This is a genomic window from Roseomonas sp. CECT 9278, assembly GCF_918698155.1.
Taxonomy (GTDB): domain Bacteria; phylum Pseudomonadota; class Alphaproteobacteria; order Acetobacterales; family Acetobacteraceae; genus Neoroseomonas.
The window spans coordinates 21673-40040 of the sequence record NZ_CAKKLX010000044.1 but is presented as its reverse complement, the minus strand read 5'-3'; the positions used below and the strand labels follow the sequence as shown (position 1 = coordinate 40040).

Annotated in this window: 22 protein-coding genes; 12 read left to right on the top strand and 10 right to left on the bottom strand. The window is 72.6% G+C overall.

Annotation, left to right across the window (positions count from 1 at the left end; all coding sequences use genetic code 11):
• Positions 1-777 (top strand): CarD family transcriptional regulator (locus LQ222_RS21270; protein WP_374202184.1); only part of this gene is annotated, 777 nt, incomplete at its 5' end.
• Between the two features lie 67 nt (positions 778-844).
• Here the strand turns inward: LQ222_RS21270 and LQ222_RS21265 are convergent.
• From LQ222_RS21265 to LQ222_RS21245, 5 genes are all read right to left on the bottom strand, one after another.
• Positions 845-1639, bottom strand: a complete 795-nt coding sequence (locus LQ222_RS21265; RefSeq protein WP_230168856.1) for a hypothetical protein — start codon at positions 1637-1639, stop codon at positions 845-847.
• Between the two features lie 92 nt (positions 1640-1731).
• Positions 1732-2520 (bottom strand): Bax inhibitor-1/YccA family protein, encoded by a 789-nt coding sequence (locus tag LQ222_RS21260; protein WP_230168855.1) that lies wholly within the window; start codon positions 2518-2520, stop codon positions 1732-1734.
• Positions 2521-2661: 141 nt separating this feature from the next.
• On the bottom strand, positions 2662-3264 hold the full coding sequence (locus LQ222_RS21255) for a hypothetical protein (RefSeq protein ID WP_230168854.1): 603 nt from the start codon (positions 3262-3264) through the stop codon (positions 2662-2664).
• Between the two features lie 114 nt (positions 3265-3378).
• Positions 3379-5877, bottom strand: coding sequence for an ABC transporter permease (locus tag LQ222_RS21250; protein WP_230168853.1), 2499 nt, complete (start codon positions 5875-5877; stop codon positions 3379-3381).
• A gap of 1 nt (position 5878) precedes the next feature.
• The gene (locus tag LQ222_RS21245) at positions 5879-6628 is read right to left on the bottom strand and encodes an ABC transporter ATP-binding protein (protein WP_374202183.1); all 750 of its coding nucleotides are present in this window, start codon (positions 6626-6628) and stop codon (positions 5879-5881) included.
• Between the two features lie 70 nt (positions 6629-6698).
• Between LQ222_RS21245 and LQ222_RS21240 the strand changes: the two genes are divergently transcribed.
• From LQ222_RS21240 to LQ222_RS21215, 6 genes are all read left to right on the top strand, one after another.
• Positions 6699-7307, top strand: coding sequence for an arylesterase (locus LQ222_RS21240; RefSeq protein WP_374202185.1), 609 nt, complete (start codon positions 6699-6701; stop codon positions 7305-7307).
• 21 nt (positions 7308-7328) lie between these two features.
• Positions 7329-7880 carry an RNA 2',3'-cyclic phosphodiesterase gene (gene thpR, locus LQ222_RS21235; protein WP_230168851.1) on the top strand — a complete coding sequence of 184 codons (552 nt, stop codon included), beginning with the start codon at positions 7329-7331 and terminating at the stop codon, positions 7878-7880.
• 45 nt (positions 7881-7925) lie between these two features.
• Entirely contained in the window at positions 7926-8303 is a 378-nt protein-coding gene (locus LQ222_RS21230; RefSeq protein ID WP_230168850.1) for a DUF2946 family protein, read from the top strand.
• A 62-nt stretch (positions 8304-8365) separates the two neighbouring features.
• Positions 8366-8869: a YcnI family protein gene (locus LQ222_RS21225; RefSeq protein WP_230168849.1), complete on the top strand. Its 504-nt coding sequence runs from the start codon at positions 8366-8368 to the stop codon at positions 8867-8869.
• A 14-nt stretch (positions 8870-8883) separates the two neighbouring features.
• A complete protein-coding gene (locus LQ222_RS21220) occupies positions 8884-9228 on the top strand; it encodes a hypothetical protein (RefSeq protein ID WP_230168848.1) in 345 nt (114 codons plus the stop codon).
• An 11-nt stretch (positions 9229-9239) separates the two neighbouring features.
• Positions 9240-9710 carry a copper chaperone PCu(A)C gene (locus tag LQ222_RS21215; protein WP_230168847.1) on the top strand — a complete coding sequence of 157 codons (471 nt, stop codon included), beginning with the start codon at positions 9240-9242 and terminating at the stop codon, positions 9708-9710.
• Here LQ222_RS21215 and LQ222_RS21210 read toward each other — a convergent pair whose 3' ends face one another.
• The 3 genes from LQ222_RS21210 to LQ222_RS21200 are packed head-to-tail and all read right to left on the bottom strand — an operon-like array spanning position 9711 to position 12366.
• A complete protein-coding gene (locus LQ222_RS21210) occupies positions 9711-10559 on the bottom strand; it encodes a MipA/OmpV family protein (RefSeq protein ID WP_230168846.1) in 849 nt (282 codons plus the stop codon). It lies immediately after the preceding gene.
• A complete protein-coding gene (locus LQ222_RS21205) occupies positions 10556-11191 on the bottom strand; it encodes a class I SAM-dependent methyltransferase (protein ID WP_230168845.1) in 636 nt (211 codons plus the stop codon). The genes LQ222_RS21210 and LQ222_RS21205 overlap by 4 nt, the downstream gene beginning before the upstream one ends.
• The gene (locus tag LQ222_RS21200; protein ID WP_230168844.1) at positions 11188-12366 is read right to left on the bottom strand and encodes an enolase C-terminal domain-like protein; all 1179 of its coding nucleotides are present in this window, start codon (positions 12364-12366) and stop codon (positions 11188-11190) included. Before LQ222_RS21200 ends, LQ222_RS21205 begins: the two co-directional genes overlap by 4 nt.
• A 136-nt stretch (positions 12367-12502) precedes the next feature.
• Here LQ222_RS21200 and LQ222_RS21195 point away from each other — a divergent pair, with 136 nt between their 5' ends.
• Positions 12503-13468 carry a tripartite tricarboxylate transporter substrate binding protein gene (locus LQ222_RS21195; protein WP_230168843.1) on the top strand — a complete coding sequence of 322 codons (966 nt, stop codon included), beginning with the start codon at positions 12503-12505 and terminating at the stop codon, positions 13466-13468.
• A gap of 6 nt (positions 13469-13474) precedes the next feature.
• On the opposite strand, the gene LQ222_RS21190 is transcribed toward LQ222_RS21195, so the two are convergent.
• Positions 13475-14650, bottom strand: a complete 1176-nt coding sequence (locus LQ222_RS21190) for a CaiB/BaiF CoA-transferase family protein (protein ID WP_230168842.1) — start codon at positions 14648-14650, stop codon at positions 13475-13477.
• 122 nt (positions 14651-14772) lie between these two features.
• Here LQ222_RS21190 and LQ222_RS21185 point away from each other — a divergent pair, with 122 nt between their 5' ends.
• Positions 14773-15555 (top strand): enoyl-CoA hydratase/isomerase family protein, encoded by a 783-nt coding sequence (locus tag LQ222_RS21185; protein WP_230168841.1) that lies wholly within the window; start codon positions 14773-14775, stop codon positions 15553-15555.
• 56 nt (positions 15556-15611) lie between these two features.
• Here the strand turns inward: LQ222_RS21185 and LQ222_RS21180 are convergent, their stop codons facing one another.
• Positions 15612-16406 carry a slipin family protein gene (locus LQ222_RS21180; protein ID WP_230168840.1) on the bottom strand — a complete coding sequence of 265 codons (795 nt, stop codon included), beginning with the start codon at positions 16404-16406 and terminating at the stop codon, positions 15612-15614.
• Positions 16407-16745: 339 nt separating this feature from the next.
• Between LQ222_RS21180 and LQ222_RS21175 the strand changes: the two genes are divergently transcribed.
• The 3 genes from LQ222_RS21175 (at position 16746) to LQ222_RS21165 (ending at position 18351) form a co-directional block, all read left to right on the top strand.
• Positions 16746-17708, top strand: coding sequence for a tripartite tricarboxylate transporter substrate binding protein (locus tag LQ222_RS21175; protein ID WP_230168839.1), 963 nt, complete (start codon positions 16746-16748; stop codon positions 17706-17708).
• Positions 17709-17905: 197 nt separating this feature from the next.
• Positions 17906-18112, top strand: coding sequence for a cold-shock protein (locus LQ222_RS21170; protein ID WP_230168838.1), 207 nt, complete (start codon positions 17906-17908; stop codon positions 18110-18112).
• Between the two features lie 59 nt (positions 18113-18171).
• Positions 18172-18351, top strand: coding sequence for a hypothetical protein (locus tag LQ222_RS21165; protein ID WP_230168837.1), 180 nt, complete (start codon positions 18172-18174; stop codon positions 18349-18351).
• The last annotated feature ends 17 nt before the right edge of the window (positions 18352-18368 follow it).

Sequence of the window (18368 nt, the reverse complement as noted above, 5' to 3'; positions counted from 1 at the left end):
GCGGCGCCCAAGGCCGCCGCGCCGGCCAAGCCGGCGGTCCCCGTGCCGCCCAAGGTTGTCGCGCCGCCGCCGCCGGCGGCCACCACGCCGCGCCCTGAAATGCCGCGCGCCCCGGCGCCCCCACCGCCCATGGCGCGTGGCGCACCGGTCTCCCTGCCGCCGCCCACCCATCGGCCGAGCGCCTCGCCGCTCGCCTCCGCCGCCGCCAGCCGCGCCGCCCCCCGCCCCAAGGAGGACTTCAAGGCCGGCGACCACGTGGTCTATCCGACCCATGGCGTGGGCCAGGTGCAGGGCATCGAGACGGTGGAAGCCGCCGGCTATTCCCTGTCGGTCATCGTGGTGACCTTCGAGGAAAACCGCATGACGCTGCGCGTCCCGGTGAACAAGGCGGCGTCGTCCGGCCTGCGCAAGCTGGCCGCCGGGGCCAACATGCAGCAGGCGCTGGACACGCTGAAGGGCCGCGCGCGCATCAAGCGCACCATGTGGTCGCGCCGTGCCCAGGAATACGAGGCCAAGATCAACTCCGGCGACCCGGTCCAGATCGCCGAGGTGGTGCGCGACCTGCACCGCAATGCCGGTCAGCCCGACCAGTCCTTCTCGGAGCGCCAGATCTACGAACAGGCGCTGGATCGCCTGGCGGCCGAGGTCGCGGCGATCGACCGGTCCGACAAGCCAGCGGCGATCGAGAAGCTGCTGGTCTATCTCGGCAAGGCCGACAAGGGCCCGCGCGAGGACAAGGCCGACAAGGCCGAGGACGTGGAGGACGTGGCCCAGTAGGACCGCGCCAGGGGCCGGCGGCGCGCGTCGCGGCGCTTCCCGCCCGCCCCTGCGGGCCCGGCCGGTGTCAGCCGGCCGCGCGCATCCGCGCCTCGAGCGCGACCAGCGCATCCCAGTTGGTGACCACCATGGCCCGGTCGGGCGCGGTGGGATGCAGGGGGCAGGGTCCGGCCACGGCACGGCCCGCCGGCAACCCAGCCAGGCCGGCCAGCCGCGCGGCGGCCTGCGGGGCCAGCGCCTGGCCATCGATGAAATCCGGATAGGCCAGTTCCACCCAGGCGTCGTGGCCGCGGAAGGCCCGCCGCACGAAGGCGCGCGCCGCCAGGATGTCGCGCATCTGCCGTTCCGCCGCCGCGAGGTCGGCGGTGAGCCGCAGCGCCGGATCGCCCGGCGGCAGGGGCGTGCGGCGATGATAGCCGCGCTGTTCGGCGATCAGCGTGCTCGCCACGCAGTCGGCCAGGCTGTCACGCACCAGGTGGATGATGCGCGCGCCACGGGCGCGCAACACGCGGCACAGCGTGCTCTCGCCCGCCGGGCGCACCGGCCAGGTCCAGGCCCCGGTGAAGGCGCCAAGGTTGTTGTACATCACATCCAGGTGCGCGATGCGCCCCTGCGCCGCGGCCTCCGCCGCCAGGGTATCGAGGAAGGCGTCGAGCATCGCCGCGATCTCGGTGTCGCGGAAGGCGAAGCCCGGCTGGCGCGCCATCCAGGCGACCGCGAAGGCGGCGAAGGGGCTGGTCGGTGGCGGCGGCTTGAAGGGTTCGCTGAAGGATCGCACCGCGTCGCCGCCGTTCAGGCAGGCGCCGAGGAACTTCGTCCCGCTGCGCTGGGTGGCGATGGTGACCAGGATCGGCGGGGCCATGGCGTCGCGTTACGGCGCGGCGGGGCAAAAGAAAAGGGCCCCGGGGATCGCTCCCCGGGGCCCTTCCACCATCCGCCCGCGGGCGGGGCGGTTCACTCCTGCCGGTTGCCGATCAGCGACAGCAGCAGCTGGAACAGGTTCACGAAGTTGAGGTACAGGCCCAGCGCATCCATCACGGACCGCTTGCCGGCCTCCTGCGTGCCCTCGGCGTAGGAATAGGCCAGGTAGTCGGCCTTGATCCGCTGCGTGTCGTAGGCCGTGAGGCCGACGAAGACGACCACGCCGATGATGCTGATGGCGAAGGCCAGCGCCGAGGACGCCAGGAAGATGTTGACCAGCGACGCGATGATGATGCCGATCAGGCCCATCATCATGAAGCTGCCCATCTTCGTCAGGTCGGCCTTCGTGGTGTAGCCATACAGGCTGATGCCCGCGAACATCGCCGAGGTGATGAAGAACGTCGTGGCGATGGACTGGCCGGTGTAGCGCAGGAAGATGTTCGACAGGCTGGCGCCCATGGCCGCGGCGAACAGCCAGAACAGCACCTGCGCCGTGCCCTTGCTCATGCGGTTGATGCCGAACGAGAAGACCAGGACGAAGGCGAGAGGCGAGAGCATCGCGACCCAGCCGAGGATGGTCGGCGAGACGACGCGCGCGCCCGACGGGGCACGGCCGACCGACCAGAACAGCTGCATCAGCTCCGGGGTCGAGGCGATGACATAGGCGACGATGCCGGTCAGCAGCAGCCCCGACGCCATCCAGTTGTAGACCCGGAGCATATAGGACCGCAGGCCGGCATCGACGGCGGCCGCGTCGGCGGTCGCGGTGCGACCCCAGCCAGGCGCACCCGTCGTGTATCGAGTGTCGGGACCCAAGGCCATGACGACTGAAACTCCTTCAAGGGGGAGGATTCCCCACGGACGCTGAATATGGAGATTTCTTCATCGGGATCAACGGGGAACCGAATCGATCTCGGCGACCCGCCCCGGGGTGCCCCGCCCTGGGGGGCGGGGCGGCGGGCGTCAGCGCTCGGCGCGCTCGACCGAGATGGCGGTGGCCTCGGCGATCGCGACATTCACCCGCTGGCCCGGCTGGACCGTGCGGATGAAGGCCTGCATCTCCGGCGAGCGCACGGCCACGGTGCGGCGCACCCCGCGCGAGGAGGTGAAGGTCACGGTATTGGCCGTGGTGTCCACCGAATTGACGGTGACGGTGTCGCGCACCGTGGTCACGACCGCACCGGCGGGGCGGGTGCCGGCGGGCGCGCGGGCGGCGCCGACATCGATCTCGGCCGGCAGGTTGGTGCCGCGCGGGGTCAGCTGGACCGCGACCGCTTCCTCGAACCGGACGCGCACGCGGTCACCGCGGCGGATGCGGGCGAAGTTCTGGATCTCGGGGCCGGCCACCAGGGTGACGGTGCCGTCGCTCGGCGTGCGGATGGCGACCTGGCGCGTGCGGGCGTTGACGCTCTGCACCACGCCGACGGCTTCCTTGGCGGTCGAGACGACCACCGGCGCCGGCGGGGTCACCGGCTGGGGCGGGGTGGTCGCGCAGGCACCGAGGCCGAGCAGCGGGAGGGCGACGAACGCGGCCAGCGTCAGGCGCGAACGGGGGGTCTGTGACATGGTGAATCCTTGTGCGGGCGGGACGTCTACCGGCGCTGCACACTACCAGAACCGCGCGCCGGGCAGAAGCAGGCCACGACGCCCGCCGCCCCGGTCGCGGCACGGCCCGGCGCATTATTCGTTGCGCAGGTACGGCGCGGGGCGCGCGCGCAGCGCCAGCGCCGTCCCGGCATAGCCGAAGCCCAGCGTCAGCGCGGTGCAGGCCAGCACGACCACGGCCAGGGTCCCCGGCAGGAAGACCCAGTCCGCCGCCAGGATATAGCGCACCACGCCCCAGGCCGCCGCCGTGCCGGCCGCCGCCGCGATGATGCCGGCGGTCGCGCCCAGCAGGCCGAATTCGACCAGGAAGGCGCGCCGGATCTGCGCCCGCGTGGCGCCCACGGTCTTGAGCACCACCGCGTCGCGCACCCGCCGCCGCTGCCCCGCCGCCACCGCGCCGGCCAGCACCAGCGCCCCGGCCGCGAGGGTGAGCGAGGCCGTCGCCGACAGCGCCGTGCCGATCCGCCCCAGCAGCGCGGCGACCTGCTCCAGCGCATCGCGCACCCGGATGCCGGAGACATTCGGGAAGGCCTCGCTGATCGCGCGCAGCACGGCGCCCTCGCGCGCCGTATCGGACCGCAGCGTCGCGATGTGCGTGTGCGGCGCGGCTTCCAGCAGGCCGGGCGACGCCACCAGCACGAAGTTCAGCCCGAGCCCGCGCCATTCGATGTCGCGCAGGTTGGCGATGCGCAGCGGGATGTCCCGGCCGAGCACGTTGACGGTGATGGTGTCGCCGATCCCCACGCCCCAGCCGCGCGCCAGGTTGGTGTCGAACGACACCAGCGGTTCGCCGCGATAATCCGCCGCCCACCACTGGCCCTGCGCGATGCGCGTGCCCTCGGGCGGCGTGGCGGCATAGGTCAGGCCACGGTCGCCGCGCAGCGCCCAGGCGGTCTCGGGCGTGGTGCGGACCTGGTCGGCCGGCACGCCGTTCACCGCCACGATGCGCGCGCGGAGGGATGGCACGCGCTTCACCTCGCTGACGCTGGGTTGCGCCAGCGCCACGCGGTCGAAGTCGCGCGCCTGGTCGGACTGGATGTCGATGAAATAGAAATTCGGCGCGGCCTCGGGCAATTGCTCGGCGATCTGCCGGCGCAGATTGCCCTCGATGAGCGCGACGGCGGCCAGGGTGGTCAGCCCGATGCCGAGCGAGACCAGGATCAGCGGCGTCGGCGCACCGGGCCGGTGCAGGTTCGCCAGGCCAAGCCGCAGCGCCGGCCGCCGCACGCCGCGGAAGCGCCGCGCCACGCGCATCAGCGCGAAGGCACCGAGCCGGAACACCAGCAGCGTGCCGAGCGCGCCGCCCACGAAGGACACCGCGAAGAAGCGGTTCTCCGCCGTGCCCACGACCAGCGCCGCGAGCGCCGCGCCCGCCGCGACCGTGGCCGCCACCAGCGCGATGCGCGGCCGCGCGCCCGAGGGCTGCAGCGCATCGCGGAACAGCGCCGCACCCGGGATCTCCATGGCGCGCCCCAGCGGCCACAGCGCGAAGGCCAGCGCGGTCAGCAGCCCATAGGCCGCCGCCAGCCCCAGCGGCGCCGGATAGACGCCCATGCGCGGCGGCACCGGCAGCGCATCCGCCAGCGCCCAGGCGCCCAGCATGGTCAGCCCGAACCCCGCCGCCAGCCCGATGGCGATGCCCAGCGCCGACAGCGCCAGCACCTGCATCAGGTAGGTCGCGAAGATCACGCCCGGCGAGGCGCCCAGGCAGCGCAGCGTCGCGATGGTGCGCGCCCGCTGGTCGAGCCACGACCGTACGCCGGTGGCCACGCCGATGCCGCCGACCAGCAGCGCCGTCAGGCTCGCCAAGGTCAGGAAGAAGGCGGCGCGGTCGACGAAGCGGTTGACCGACGGCGCCGCCGCGTCGGCGGTGCGGATGCGCCAGCCATTCTGCGGGAAGGCGGCGCGCAGCTCATTCGCGAAGGCCTGGCGCGCGGTCCCTTCGGGCAGCGCCATCCGCACTTCCCAATTGGCCAGGCTGCCCGGCTGGATCAGCCCGGTGGCGGGCAGGTCGGCCAGCGCGATCATGGCGCGCGGGCCGAAGATGGCGGGGCTCGCGACCTTGTCGGGCTCCGCCAGGATCACGCCGCGCAACCGGAAGCTGGCATCGCCGAGCCGGATCGTCGCACCCGGCTCGATACCCAGACGATCGGCCACGATGCGTTCGACCACCACCTCCCCGGGCATCAGGATGCCGGGCGGGTCGAGCAGCAATTCGCCGAACAGCGGATAGGCCTCGTCGACTGCCTTGAGTTCGACCAGGGTGCGCTCGCCATCCGGCGCCACCGCCATGGCGCGCATCTGCGTGATGCGCGACAGCCGCGCGCCGCGCGCCGTGGCCCAGTCGGCCACCGTCTGCGGCAGCGCGCCCTGTTGGGACGCGACCTCGACCTCGCCGCCCAGGATGCGGGCGCCATCGGCGGCGATGCCGGCCTCGACGCCGGCGCGCAGCGTGCCGACCGCGGTGATGGCCGCGACGCCCAGCGCCAGGCAGGCCAGCACGATGCGCAACCCGGCCACGCCGCCGCGCAGATCCCGCCGCGCGAAGCGCCAGGCCAGGCCCAGGGTCTTCATCTCAGCGCGCGCCGTCGCTGACGATCCGGCCGTCCTCGATGCGCACCTGGCGCTCGCAGCGTTCGGCCAGCAGCGGATCGTGGGTGATCAGCAGCAGGGTGGTGCCGAACTGCTCGCGCAGGCCGAACAGCAGGTCCATGACCTGCCCGCCGGTGCCGCGATCGAGGTTGCCGGTCGGCTCGTCCGCCAGCAGCAGCTTGGGTTCCGCCACGAAGGCGCGGGCCAGGGCGACGCGCTGCTGCTCGCCGCCCGACAGCTGGCCGGGATAATGCGTCAGGCGATGACCCAGGCCGACCGAGCGCAACGCGGCCTCGGCGCGGTCGAAGGCATCGGCGCGGCCGGCGAATTCCAGCGGCACCGCGACATTCTCCAGCGCGGTCATGGTCGGGACCAGGTGGAAGGCCTGGAAGACGATCCCGACGTGGTCGCGCCGGAACACCGCGAGCCGGTCCTCGTCCATGCGCGTCAGGTCGTGGCCGGCGACCGACAGCGTGCCCCCGGTCGGGCGATCCAGCCCCGCCAGCAGCATCAGCAGCGAGGTCTTGCCCGAGCCCGAGGGGCCGACGATGCCCACCGCCTCGCCCGCGCCGACCGCCAGGTCCACGCCGCGCAGGATATTGATCTCGCCGGCCTGCGCCCTCACCTGGAAGGACAGGTTCAGGGCCTGGATCAACGACGATCCGGCCGGCGTCCCGCCCCGCTGCGGGGCGTGCCCGGGATGGGCCGGGTCGAGATGTGGAAGGGCATCCATGGGCGTTCTGGTTCCGCGGCTTCCGGTCCGATATGGGCGCCGCGCGGCGATCCGCAAACTGTCGGGCTGTATCGGAGTGTTGCCGCTGCTGTTGGCCACGCCCGCCGCGGCGCGCGAGATCCGGCTGATGATGCTGGGCGATTCCATCACCGCCGGCTACGGCCTGCCGCGCGGCCAGGGCCTGCCGGCGCGCCTGGAAGCCGCGCTGCGCGAGCGCGGCCGCCAGGTGCGCGTGATCGATGCCGGCGTGTCCGGCGACACCACCGCGGGCGGGCGCGCGCGGCTGGACTGGGCGCTGGCGGACCGGCCGGATGCGGTGATCGTGGCGCTGGGCGGCAATGACGGGCTGCGCGGGATCGAACCGCGCGCGAGTGCGGCGAACCTGACGGCCATCCTGGATGCGCTGAAGCAGCGCAACCTGCCGGCCATGCTGGCGGGGATGCTCGCACCGCCCAACCTCGGCGCCGACTACGGGCGCGACTTCGCCGGCACCTTCGCGCGGCTGTCGGAACAGCGCCCCGACGTGGTCTTCTACCCCTTCCTGCTCGACGGCGTCGCCGGGGAGGCAACCCTCAACCAGCCCGACCGTATTCATCCCAATGAAGCTGGCGTCGCGGAACTGGTCCGTCGCATGCTGCCCGCGGTCGAATCGCTGCTGGCGCGGGTGCCCACGGGCTGACCCGCGCAACTGGGGGCTCCCATGCTGCGCCTGTTCGTCGCCTTCGGTCTCCCCCCGGACATCCGCTCCGAAGTCGCCGGCCTCGCCGGCGGCATTCCGGGTGCGCGCTGGGTCCCGCCCGACAACTACCACCTGACGCTGCGCTTCATCGGCGAGATCGAGAACTGGCGCGCGCAGGAGGTCGACGACGCGCTGGCGGTGATCCGCGGCCAGGCCTTCGACCTGGCGCTGCGTGGCGTCGGCACCTTCGAGAAGGCCGGCCGCATCCAGTCGCTGTGGGTGGGCGCGGAACGCAACGACACGCTGACGCACCTGCAGGGCAAGATCGAGACGGCGCTGCAGCGCATCGGGCTGCCGCCGGAACGCAAGCGGTTCTCGCCGCATGTCACGCTCGCGCGCGTCGATCGCGCGCCGCCGGACAAGGTCGTTGCCTATGTCCAGGCGCACAACCTGTTCCGCGCGGCGCTGGTGCGCGTGCAGCACTTCACGCTGTTCTCCTCGCGCCTGGGCAAGGAGGCGTCGGTCTATACGCCGGAGGTCGACTACGACCTGGCGGCGCGCGCGGCGGCCTGACCGGCGCGCTTGCCCGCGCCGCGGCGAGGCGGTAAGCCCGCACCCGTGCCCGGCCCGCTACGCAGCATCGCGCGCCTGATCGTCGTCATCCTGCTGGTGCAGGTGGCGCTGGCGCCGGCGCATTGCCTGGCGATGGCCGCGACGCCGGCGGGGCTGCTCACCGTGCTGTGCTCGCCGTCGGGGGGCGAGCGTACCATCATCGTTGGCCCCGACGGGCATGCGCTGCCGGAAGCGGACGGCGGCGCGGGGGCCTGCGTGGTGTGCACCGGGCTGGCGCCGACCACGCTGCCAACGCCACCCGCCGTGCCTGCCTTCGCCTGGGCGGGGGAAGGGCGCGCCTGGCACGTCGCCGGCGCCGAGACCCTGCCGCCACCGGCCCGCGCGCCGCCCTTCGCACCCCGCGCACCACCCGCCTTCGCCTGACGACCGACACGCCGCGCGCACCCGCGCGCGGCATCCCATCGTCTTCGCGAAGGATCCTTGCCATGACCCGTCTGTCGCTCGCGGCGCTGTTCTGCGTCGCTGCCACCCTGCCTGCCGCCGCCCATGTTACCATCGACCCGCCGCAGGCGGCGCCGCACGCCTATGTGCGCGCCGCGCTGCGCGTGCCGCATGGCTGCGGCGATGCCGCCACCACGCGCATCACCGTGCGCCTGCCGGATGGCGTGACCGCCGCGCGGCCCATGCCGAAGCCCGGCTGGACCCTGGTGACGACGCCGCGCGCCGACGCGCCCGCACCCACGGCCCATGGCGCGGTGCGCGACCTTGCCACCATCACCTGGGAAGGCGGCCGCCTGCCGAACGAGCACTACGACGAATTCGTGCTGCGCCTGCGCGTGCCGAACACGCCCGACACCATGCTGTGGTTCGCCGTGCGGCAGGACTGCGAGGGCGGTGCCTTCGTGGACTGGGCCGAGATCCCCGCCGAAGGCCGGCGCCTGTCGGACTATCCTCACCCGGCCGCCTCGATGCGGCTGGCCCCGCGCTGACGCAGGAGGACACGATGATGGACGTCCCGAAGGCCGCCGCGCTGGCCGCGCTGCTGGTGGCGGCCCCGCCGCTGGCGCGCGCCTGCGACACCGAGGCGATGAACGCCGAACTCACCGCGGTGTGCCGCGCGGCGTTCACGCCTGCCGCGGCATGGGCCGGCGCGGTGCGCGCACAGGCCAGCGCGGCCGAGGCCGCCGCGCTGGACCGCGCCCTGGCCCTGGCGAACGAGGCCTGCGCCACCGGCGACCCGGCCGTGGGCGCGCGCGAGGCGACGCGCATCGCCCGCCTGGCCGGGCGCATCGAGGCGCGCAGCGGTTCCGCCGAACCGATCTGGCCCGACCGCCTGGCCGCGAATTGAGGAGCATGGATATGACCCACACGACCCGCCGCGCCGCCATCGGCGCCGCGCTTGCGCTGCTGACGCTGCCCGCGGCCGCGCATGACTACGCCGCCGGCGACATCGCCATCCTGCATCCCTGGACACGCGCCGCCGGCGCCAATGGCAATGGCGCGGGCTTCCTGCGCCTGCGCAATGGCGGGGCGCAGCCCGACCGGCTGCTCTCCGCCAGCACGCCGGCGGCGCGCGTGGTGGAATTGCACACCATGGAGCGCGACGGCGACGTGATGCGCATGCGCCCGGTGCAGGCCATCCCGGTCGCGCCTGGGCAGACGGTCGAGCTGCGCCCGGGTGGCTTCCACATCATGCTGATCGGCCTGACCGCGCCGATGGCGCAGGGCGGGCGCGTGCCGCTCACGCTGCGCTTCGAACGCGCGGGCGAGGTGCAGGTGGAACTGGCCGTGGAAGCGGCCGGTGCCCGGGGGTCCGGGCACCACCACTGATCAGTCGAAGGGTTGGGAGGCGGCGTTCACCGTCGCCTCCGACCGCCACAGCGACACCGCGAAGCCCGCCACGACCGAGAAGTTCCACTCATTGCGGAACAGCGGGCTGTCGGCATTGGTCGCACCGGAGAAATTCTCGACCCGCCCGCCGGCCACCACCGAGAAGCGTTCGCTCAGCGGCAACCGGTAGGACACCGACAGGCGCGACCCGATATAGCCGGCCTGCGCGTTGTAGGCGGGCCGGTCCGGCCGGGCGAATTGCGGCGCGACGTCGTAGAAATAGTCGGCGTAGCGATCCGTGCCGAACACCACGCCGGCCGAGATCCGCAGCCGGGCGAAGGGCGACAGGAAGTGCATGTGCTCGTAGGCGATGTCGGGCGCGAAGGTGAAGCCGCGGAACGACACCGATGACCAGTCGGTCGAGAACACCGCGCGGATCGGCGTGTCGAGCACGATGCGCTGCGGCGCCGCCTCGTCCTCCCCGCGCCACAGCGTGAAGCGCAGGTTGGGACCCAGTTCGCCCAGCCATTCAAGGTCGGGCATGCCCTGGCGCGCCGTCACGTCGTCGGACGACGCATTCACCCCGCCCGAGGCGCTGACCGACAGTTCGATCCCGTCCGCCAGGCTGGTGCGCGCGCGCAGCCCGCCATCATCGGCGCGGAACACGTTGCCGCGGTAGATGATGTAGGGCACCGCGAGCCCTCGCCAGCGGTTCTGGTCCGAGGCCGGATAGGCCGGCAGGAAGCCGCCGCCGCCGGCGATGCCGGCTTCGAACACAGGCAGTTGCTGGGCCTGCGCCGGCAGGGCGACGAGGGCGAGGATGGCGAGGGGGGCGATGCGGAGGGTCATGGGCGTTCCGCCACCAGAAGCACATTCGGCAGCGGCGTGCCAGCCCAACAGGGTGTCACGCTCACCGCATAGCCCGCGGCATCGAGCGGCGCGCGCAGCACGGCGATGGGGCGCGGCGCGACGGTGCCGGCCAAACCGAGGTCGCCGCCCAGCCGCCGCCGCAGCCGGTCCACCGCCAGGCCGACGGCGCTGCGCCAGCCGCGATCGGGGTCGAAGGCGCGGATGATGATGCGCCGGGGTGCGGCCGCCACCAGCCGCGCCAGCAGCGCGTCCTGCGCGGCCGGCGCCATCTGGACCAGCACGTCGATCACCAGCGCGGTGTCGCAGGTGGGCAGCGGCGCGCTCGCGAGGTCGGCGATGGCGAAGCGCGCCGGCAGCTCGCCGGCGGCCGCCGTGGCGCGTTCGATTTTGCCGGCATCGAGGTCGAGCCCCGTCACCGTCGTGGCGTGTCCGGCCAGCAGCAGCGCCAGGCCCAACTGCCCGCGCCCGCAGCCGAGGTCGAGCACCACGCCGAAGGGCGGCAGCGCCAGCAGCGCCGGCACCACCGGGTCGCGCTTCAGCTTGCCGCGCACGAAGCCGCGCGTGGTGGGTCCGCGGTAGCGCGCCGCGATCGCGTCGGCCAGGTCGCTCACAGGTCCTTCAGCACCGCCCACAGGTCGTTCTTGCGTTCGAAGCCGATGCCCGGCGCGTCCGGCATGCGGATGCGCCCGTCCTGCACCGGCGTGTCGGTGGCGAAGCCGCCGAAGGGGGCGAAGACCTCGGGGTAGGATTCGTTGCCGCCGAGACCGAGCCCGACCGCGATGTTGAGCGCAAACTGATGCCCGCCATGGGGGACGCAGCGGCGCGCCGACCAGCCGTGCTGCTCCAGCATCTCCAGCGTGCGGAGGTATTCGACCAGGCCATAGGACAGCGCCGGGTCGAATTGCAGGATGTCGCGGTCGGGGCGCAGCCCGCCATGGCGGATCAGGTTGCGGGCATCGAGCATCGAGAACAGGTTCTCGCCGGTCGCGAGCGGCGGGGCGTAGTGCTCGGCCAGCGTGGCGTGCGTCGCGTAGTCCAGCGGGTCGAGCGGTTCCTCGTACCAGCGCAGGGCGAAGGGCTGCAGCGCGGCGCCATAGGCCAGCGCGGCATGCAGGCCGAAGCGGCCGTTCACGTCCACCGCCAGGCGCGAGCCGTCATTGCCGAGCAGCTTCAGCACCGCCTCGATGCGCGCGACATCCTCGCGCAGCGCGTCCTTGATCGGCGTGCCGGGCGCGCCGCCGATCTTCATCTTCACCGTGGTGTAGCCCAGGCCCAGGTAGCGCTTCATTTCCTCGACCAGCGCATCGACGCCCTTGCCGGGATAGTAGTAGCCACCGGCGGCGTAGACCCAGGCGGCGTCATCGGCCTCGCCGCCGCGGAAGCGGTCGGCGAGCAGGCGCCACAGCGGCTTGCCCTCCAGCTTCGCCGCGGCATCCCACAACGCCATGTCGAGCACGCCGACCGCGACGGAACGGTCGCCATGGCCGCCGGGCTTCTCGTTCTTCATCATCGCGGCCCAGGCGGCGGCGACGTTGAGCGTGCCATCGGCCGCGGTCAGCACGGCGGCGTCGCAGGCCTCCAGGCGCGGGACGAAGCGTTCGGCCAGCAGGCCGGGCTGCGCGTAGCGGCCGTTCGAATTGAAGCCGTAGCCGGTGGCGGAGCGGCCCGCGCCGTCCTCGATGGTGATGGCGACCACGCTCGCCGTCATCTTCGAGAAGTCGATGTAGGCATTGGCGATGGCGCTGCTGATGGGCACGACGCCCTGGCGGATGGAGGCGATACGCATGGACGTCCCCGGCTGGTTCGCGGCGCTTCCTAGCGGTGGGGCGGTTGGCGCGCAAACCATCCGCCCTGCGGGCCATGGCTGGCGCGTTGCTTGCTAAGCCGGCACCATGCCGCACCACGATGACGGAGTTCCCGACATGACCACGCGACGCCTGCTGCTGGGCCTGGCGGCGACCACCGCCCTGGCCGGCCCCGCCATCGCGCAGGGCGAATGGCCCCAGCGCAGCATCCGCATGATCTCGCCCTTCCCGCCGGGCGGCGCGGCCGACCTGCTGGCCCGCGCCCTGGCCGAGGAACTGACGCCGATCCTGCGGCAATCCGTGGTGGTGGAAAACCGCACCGGCGCCGGCGGGTCGGTCGGCACCGAGGCCGCGGTCCGCAGCCCGCCCGATGGCTACACCATGGTCATGGGCAGCACCGGGCCGATGGCGATCAACCCGTCGTTGATCCGCCTGACCTACGACCCGGCCCGCGACCTGGTGCCGGTGGTGCCGGTCGCGGCCGTGGCCTCGGTGCTGGTGGTGCATCCGTCGGTGCAGGCGCGCACGCTGCCGGAACTGCTGGCGCTGGCGCGCGCCGAACCAGGCAAGCTGAACTACGGATCATCGGGCATCGGGTCGGCGCAGCATCTGTTCATGGAATTGCTGAAGCAGCAGGCGAATGTGGACATCACCCACATCCCGTATCGCGGCACCGGCCCGGCGATGGTGGATACCGTCGGCGGGCGGCTGACCATGATGTTCGACACCACGCCCACCGCGCTGCCGCATATCCGCGACGGGCGCGTGCGCGCGCTGGCCGTCACCTCGGCGCGGCGCGACCCGGCGCTGCCCGACGTGCCGACCATCGGCGAGACGCTGCAGGGCTACGAGGCGCTGGGCTGGTACGGCATCTTCGCGCCCACCGGCACGCCGGCGCCGGCGGTCGAGCGCATGAGCCGCGAGGTCAATGCGCTGCTCCGGCGCCCGGATTTCATCGCCAAGCTGGCGGCCCAGGGGGTCGAGCCGCTGCCCGGCACGCCGGCGGACTTCACCGCGCGGATGACCCGCGACCGCGAGCGCTGGGGCGAGGTGATCCGCCGCGGCAACATCCGCGTCGATTGAGCGCGCTCAGATCGCCTTCGCGGCGCGCAAGGCGACGATCTCCCCGGCGCTGAAGCCGAATTCGGCCAGCACGTCATCGGTGTGCTGGCCGCGTTCGGGCGTCGGGTTGCGCGCGCACGCCACGCCTTCGATCTGCATCGGCGCGCGCACCACGTCCAGCGCGCCCAGGCGCGGATGCTGCACCGTCATCGCGATGCCCAGGTGCTTCACCTGCTCGTCGGCAAACACCTGGTCCATCGAATAGACCGGGCCGCAGGGCACGCCTTCGCGATTGAATTTCTCCACCCAATTGGCCGACGTATCGGTGACCGTCACCTTCTCCAGCAGCGCATTCACCTTCACGCGGTTCTGGCTGCGCAGCTTGTCGGTCGCGATGTCGGGATCGGCGGCCTCGGCCTCGATGCCCAGCACCTTCACGATCCGATCCCACATCACCTGCCCGCCGCCGGCGATGTTCATCACGCCGTCGCTGGTCTTGAACAGCCCGGTCGGGATGGTGGTCGGGTGGTCGTTGCCGGCCTGCTTCGGCACATCGCCCTTCATGGTCCAGCGCGTCGCCTGGAAATCCATCATCGCGACCATGGCTTCGAGCAGCGAGACATGCACCCAGCGGCCGCGGCCGGTGACCTCGCGTTCCAGCAGCGCCACCATGATGCCGAGCGCGCAGTACAGCCCCGCCGTCAGGTCGGCCACGGGAATGCCGGCGCGCACCGGGCCCTGGCCCGGCAGGCCGGTCACCGACATCAGCCCGCCCATGCCCTGCGCGATCTGGTCGAAGCCCGGGCGCTTCGCATAGGGCCCGTCCTGCCCGAAGCCGGAGATCGAGCCCAGCACGATGCGCGGGTTGATCGCGGCCAGGCTGTCGTAGTCCACGCCGAGGCGCGTCTTGACGTCGGGGCGGTAGTTCTCGACCACCACATCGGCCTTCGCGACCATGCGGCGGAAGGCGGCGATGCCCTCGGGCGCCTTCAGGTTCAGCGTCATGCCGCGCTTGTTGCGATGCACGTGCTGGAAATCCGGCCCGTCGCGCTCGCCGCCCAGCCCCTTGCCGGTATCGACCTCGTCCGTCGCCTCGATCTTGATGACGTTGGCACCCCAGTCGGCGAGTTGCCGCACGCAGGTGGGGCCGGAGCGCACGCGCGTGAGGTCGAGCACGGTGAAGCGGGCGAGCGGCAGGGTCATGGGGGATCTCCTCGGTTGCGCGCTTGTTCGCACCGGGCGCGCGCAGGGGCAAGACGCCGGCTTGACGCGCCCGCCCGGCACGCTACGCCTTGCGCCGAACACCCACCGGGACGGAGCGCGCTATGAGCGACGACATTCAGCACGAAGTGCGCGAGGGCGGCATCGCCTGGACCACCTTCAACCGCCCGCAGGCGCGCAACGCCATGCTGTTCCCGATGTATGCGCGCATCCAGGAATTGGCCGACCAGATCAGCAACGACCCGTCGATCCGCGTCTGGGTGCTGACCGGCGCCGGCGGCAAGGCCTTCGCGTCGGGCACCGACATCTCCCAGTTCCGCGAATTCAAGACCGCCGAGGATGCGCTCGCCTACGAGGCGCGGATCGACAAGGTCCTGGGCGCGCTCGAGAACTGCAACACGCCGATCATCGCGGCGATCGCCGGCGCCTGCACCGGCGGCGGGTTGGGCATCGCGGGCTGCTGCGACATCCGCATCTGCGATACCGCCGCGCGCTTCGGCCTGCCGATCGCGAAGACGTTGGGGAACATCCTCAACATGAACAACTTCGCGCGCTTCTACGCGCTGGTCGGTCCGGCCGCGATCGCCGAGATGATCATGACCTCGCGCCTGTTCTCCTCGGCCGAGGCGAAGCATATCGGCCTGGTCTCGGAAGTGCTGGACACGCCGGAGGCGGTCGCCGCGCGCGCCATGGAACTGGCGACCTCCATGTCCACCCTGGCGCCGCTGACGCTGAAGGCGACCAAGATCGCGCTGCGCCGCCTGCGCCACGCGACCGGCGAGGTCGAGGGCGACGACCTGGTGACCATGTGCTTCACCAGCGGCGATTTCCAGGAAGGCGTCGATGCCTTCCTGAACAAGCGGGCCCCGAACTTCAAGGGCAGGTGATCCCGCGCGCGGCCGCGCCGGCCTTGGGCGTCGGCGTCCGGCTGGAATGGCCGGCGTCACGCCTCGGGCGGCAGGTCCTCGGCGGGGGCGCCGCCGCCCATCGGCAGCACCGCCCCGGCACCGAGCACGAGCGTCGGCGGCACCTTGCCGGGGGCCGCCGACAACGCCTGCAGCACGCGCAGCGCGTGCAGCTCGGGGTTGCCCTTCATCAGCCGCGCGGCATTCGCCAGGGACCGCAGCGCCGCCTGCTCGCCACGCGCGCGCTCCAGCGCCGCGAGGCCCTCGCGCTTCGCACGCTCGACATCCGTGACCATGCGGCGCACCTCGGCGGGCAGGATCAGGTCGCGCAGCGCGACGCGTTCCACCGCGATGCCGATCCGCGCCAGCGCCGCCTGGACCGGCGGCAGGAATTCGGCTTCCAGCGCGCCGCGATCCGCCAGCACGGCATCGAGCCCGCGTGCCAGCACCGGCGCGCGGATCGCCAGCTGCACGCCGGTATGCAGGGCCTCCTGCCAGCTGCCGCCGGTCTCCTCCAGCGCGCGGCGCGGGTCCTCGATGCGGTAGTCCACCACGACGCCGAGCTTCACCGGGAAGCCATCGGCGGTCAGCACCTCCTGCGCCGGGATCACATGGACCTGGCGCGCGGTCAGCACGCGCTTCACCTCGCGCCCGGCCACGCCATGCCAATGGCGGCCGGGGTCGAGCACCCGGTCGAAGCGGCCATTCACATAGAGCAGCCCGGCCTCCCAGGCCCAGACGGTGGTCCGGTGCGCCTGCGCGACGCGCAGCCCGGTCAGCGCCAGGGCGGCGACGGCCACCAGGACCAGCAGCAGGAGAAGCGAGGTCGGCATCCGGCACGACTAGAACAGATCGCGAGCGGATGGAATTGCGCGATGCGCGGCCCTGCCCGCCGCCGGCACCGCGCCCCCGGCGCCGCGATGCCGCCGCGGGGGCCCGAAGCCCGCAGGGCGGCGGCGCCGCTGCCCGAGGGCCGGCGCCGGGGGTCTGGCTTGTCGGAATCGAACCGACCCTTCACCAGGGCAGGGGCGGCGTGCACCCCGCTGGCCGGTCCCCGACAGGGACCGCGCGGCCTCGGCCGACCCGCGCAGATTGGGGATGCGCCGGCGCGCGGCTGTCAAGCGCGCCATGGGGGGGCTAGCCTGCGCGCAACACCGCCGGAGCGCGCCGCCATGATGGATCGCCGCACCCTGCTCGCCGCCACGCTGGCCGTGCCCGTCGCGGCGCGGGCGCAGCCGGCCTACCCGAACCGCCCGATCCGCGTGGTGGTGCCCTTCGCCGCCGGCGGCATCATCGACGTGGTCGCGCGCATCGTCGCCGAACCGCTGTCGCGCCGCATCGGCCAGACCCTGGTGATCGAGAACACGCCCGGCGCCGGCAGCACGATCGGCGCGCGCACCGTGGCGCGCGCGGCCCCGGACGGCCACACGCTGCTGCTCAACGGCGCCGCGCATGGCGTGATCCCGGCGCTGTTCCCCGATGCCGGGATCGACCCGGTCAGCGACTTCGCGCCGATCGCGCTGCTGGGCGAACAGCCCTTCGTGGCCGCCGTGCATCCGTCCGTGCCGGCCACCGACGTGCCATCCCTGCTCGCCTGGCTGCGCGCCAAGCGCGGCGAGGCGACCTTCGCCACCACCGGCATCGGCGCCGCATCGCACCTGGCGGGCGAATTGCTGAAGAAGCTGGCCGGGGTGGATTTCACCATCGTGCAGTATCGCGGCACGCCGGCCGCCGTGACCGACTTCATCGCCGGGCGGGTGGAGTTCATGATCGACAGCCAGACGCTGCTGGCGCCCATGATGCAGGACGGCCGCGCGCGCGGCATCGCGGTGACCACGGCGCGGCGGTCGCGCATGCTGCCCAGCCTGCCGACCCTGCAGGAAGGCGGCGTCGCGGGGTACGAATCCTCCTCCTGGCAGGCGCTCTATGCGCCGATGGCCACGCCGCCGGCGGTGGTCGGCGCGCTGACCGCGGCGACGCTGGACGTGCTGGCGGACCCCGCGGTGCAGGCGCGCTACGCCGAACGTGGCATCGAGCCCCGGCCAGGCGATGCCGCGGCGCTGCGCAACGTCCTGAAGGCCGAGATGGAGCGCTGGCTGCCGATCCTGCGGGCGACCGGCGCAAGGGCGGGTTAGCCGTTTGGCATTGCTTTCAGGGCGGCGAAAGCGCATAGGTTTCGCGTCACCTCGTCCGGTCCGCGTGTCGGACCTGCTCTCCGTGCCTTTCCTATGGTTGAGCCCCAGCGAAGGATGGCCCGGCAGGCGCTCGCGCCCGCCGGCATCACTGCCTGGCAATCGTGCCCGGCGGCAATGACTCAACCGGAGACATCGGCATGAGCATCGGTACCGTGAAGTGGTTCAACGCGACCAAGGGCTACGGCTTCATCCAGCCCGAAGACGGCAGCAAGGACGTGTTCGTCCACATCTCCGACGTGCAGCGCGCCGGCCTGAACGGCCTCAATGAGGGCGACAAGGTCGAGTACGAGATGCAGCGCGGCCAGCAGGGCAAGGTCTCGGCGGGCAACCTCCGCCTCGCCTGACGCCTGATGGGGGCGGCCTTCGGGCCGCCCTTTCCTTTCCAGAGATCCGGAGTATCGCCGTGGCGCGACCGCCCAACTATGGCCAACAGCGTGCCGAGGTGAACCGGGGCAAGCAGGCCAAGAAAGAAGCCAAGCAGCGCGAACGCGACGAAGCGGTCGCGAAGCGCAAGGCCGGCGGCTTGGACCCCGAACCCGAAGCCGAGGCCAATAGCGAGACCGACAAGCCGACCCGCGCCTGAGCCACGGCGCGTCCTGG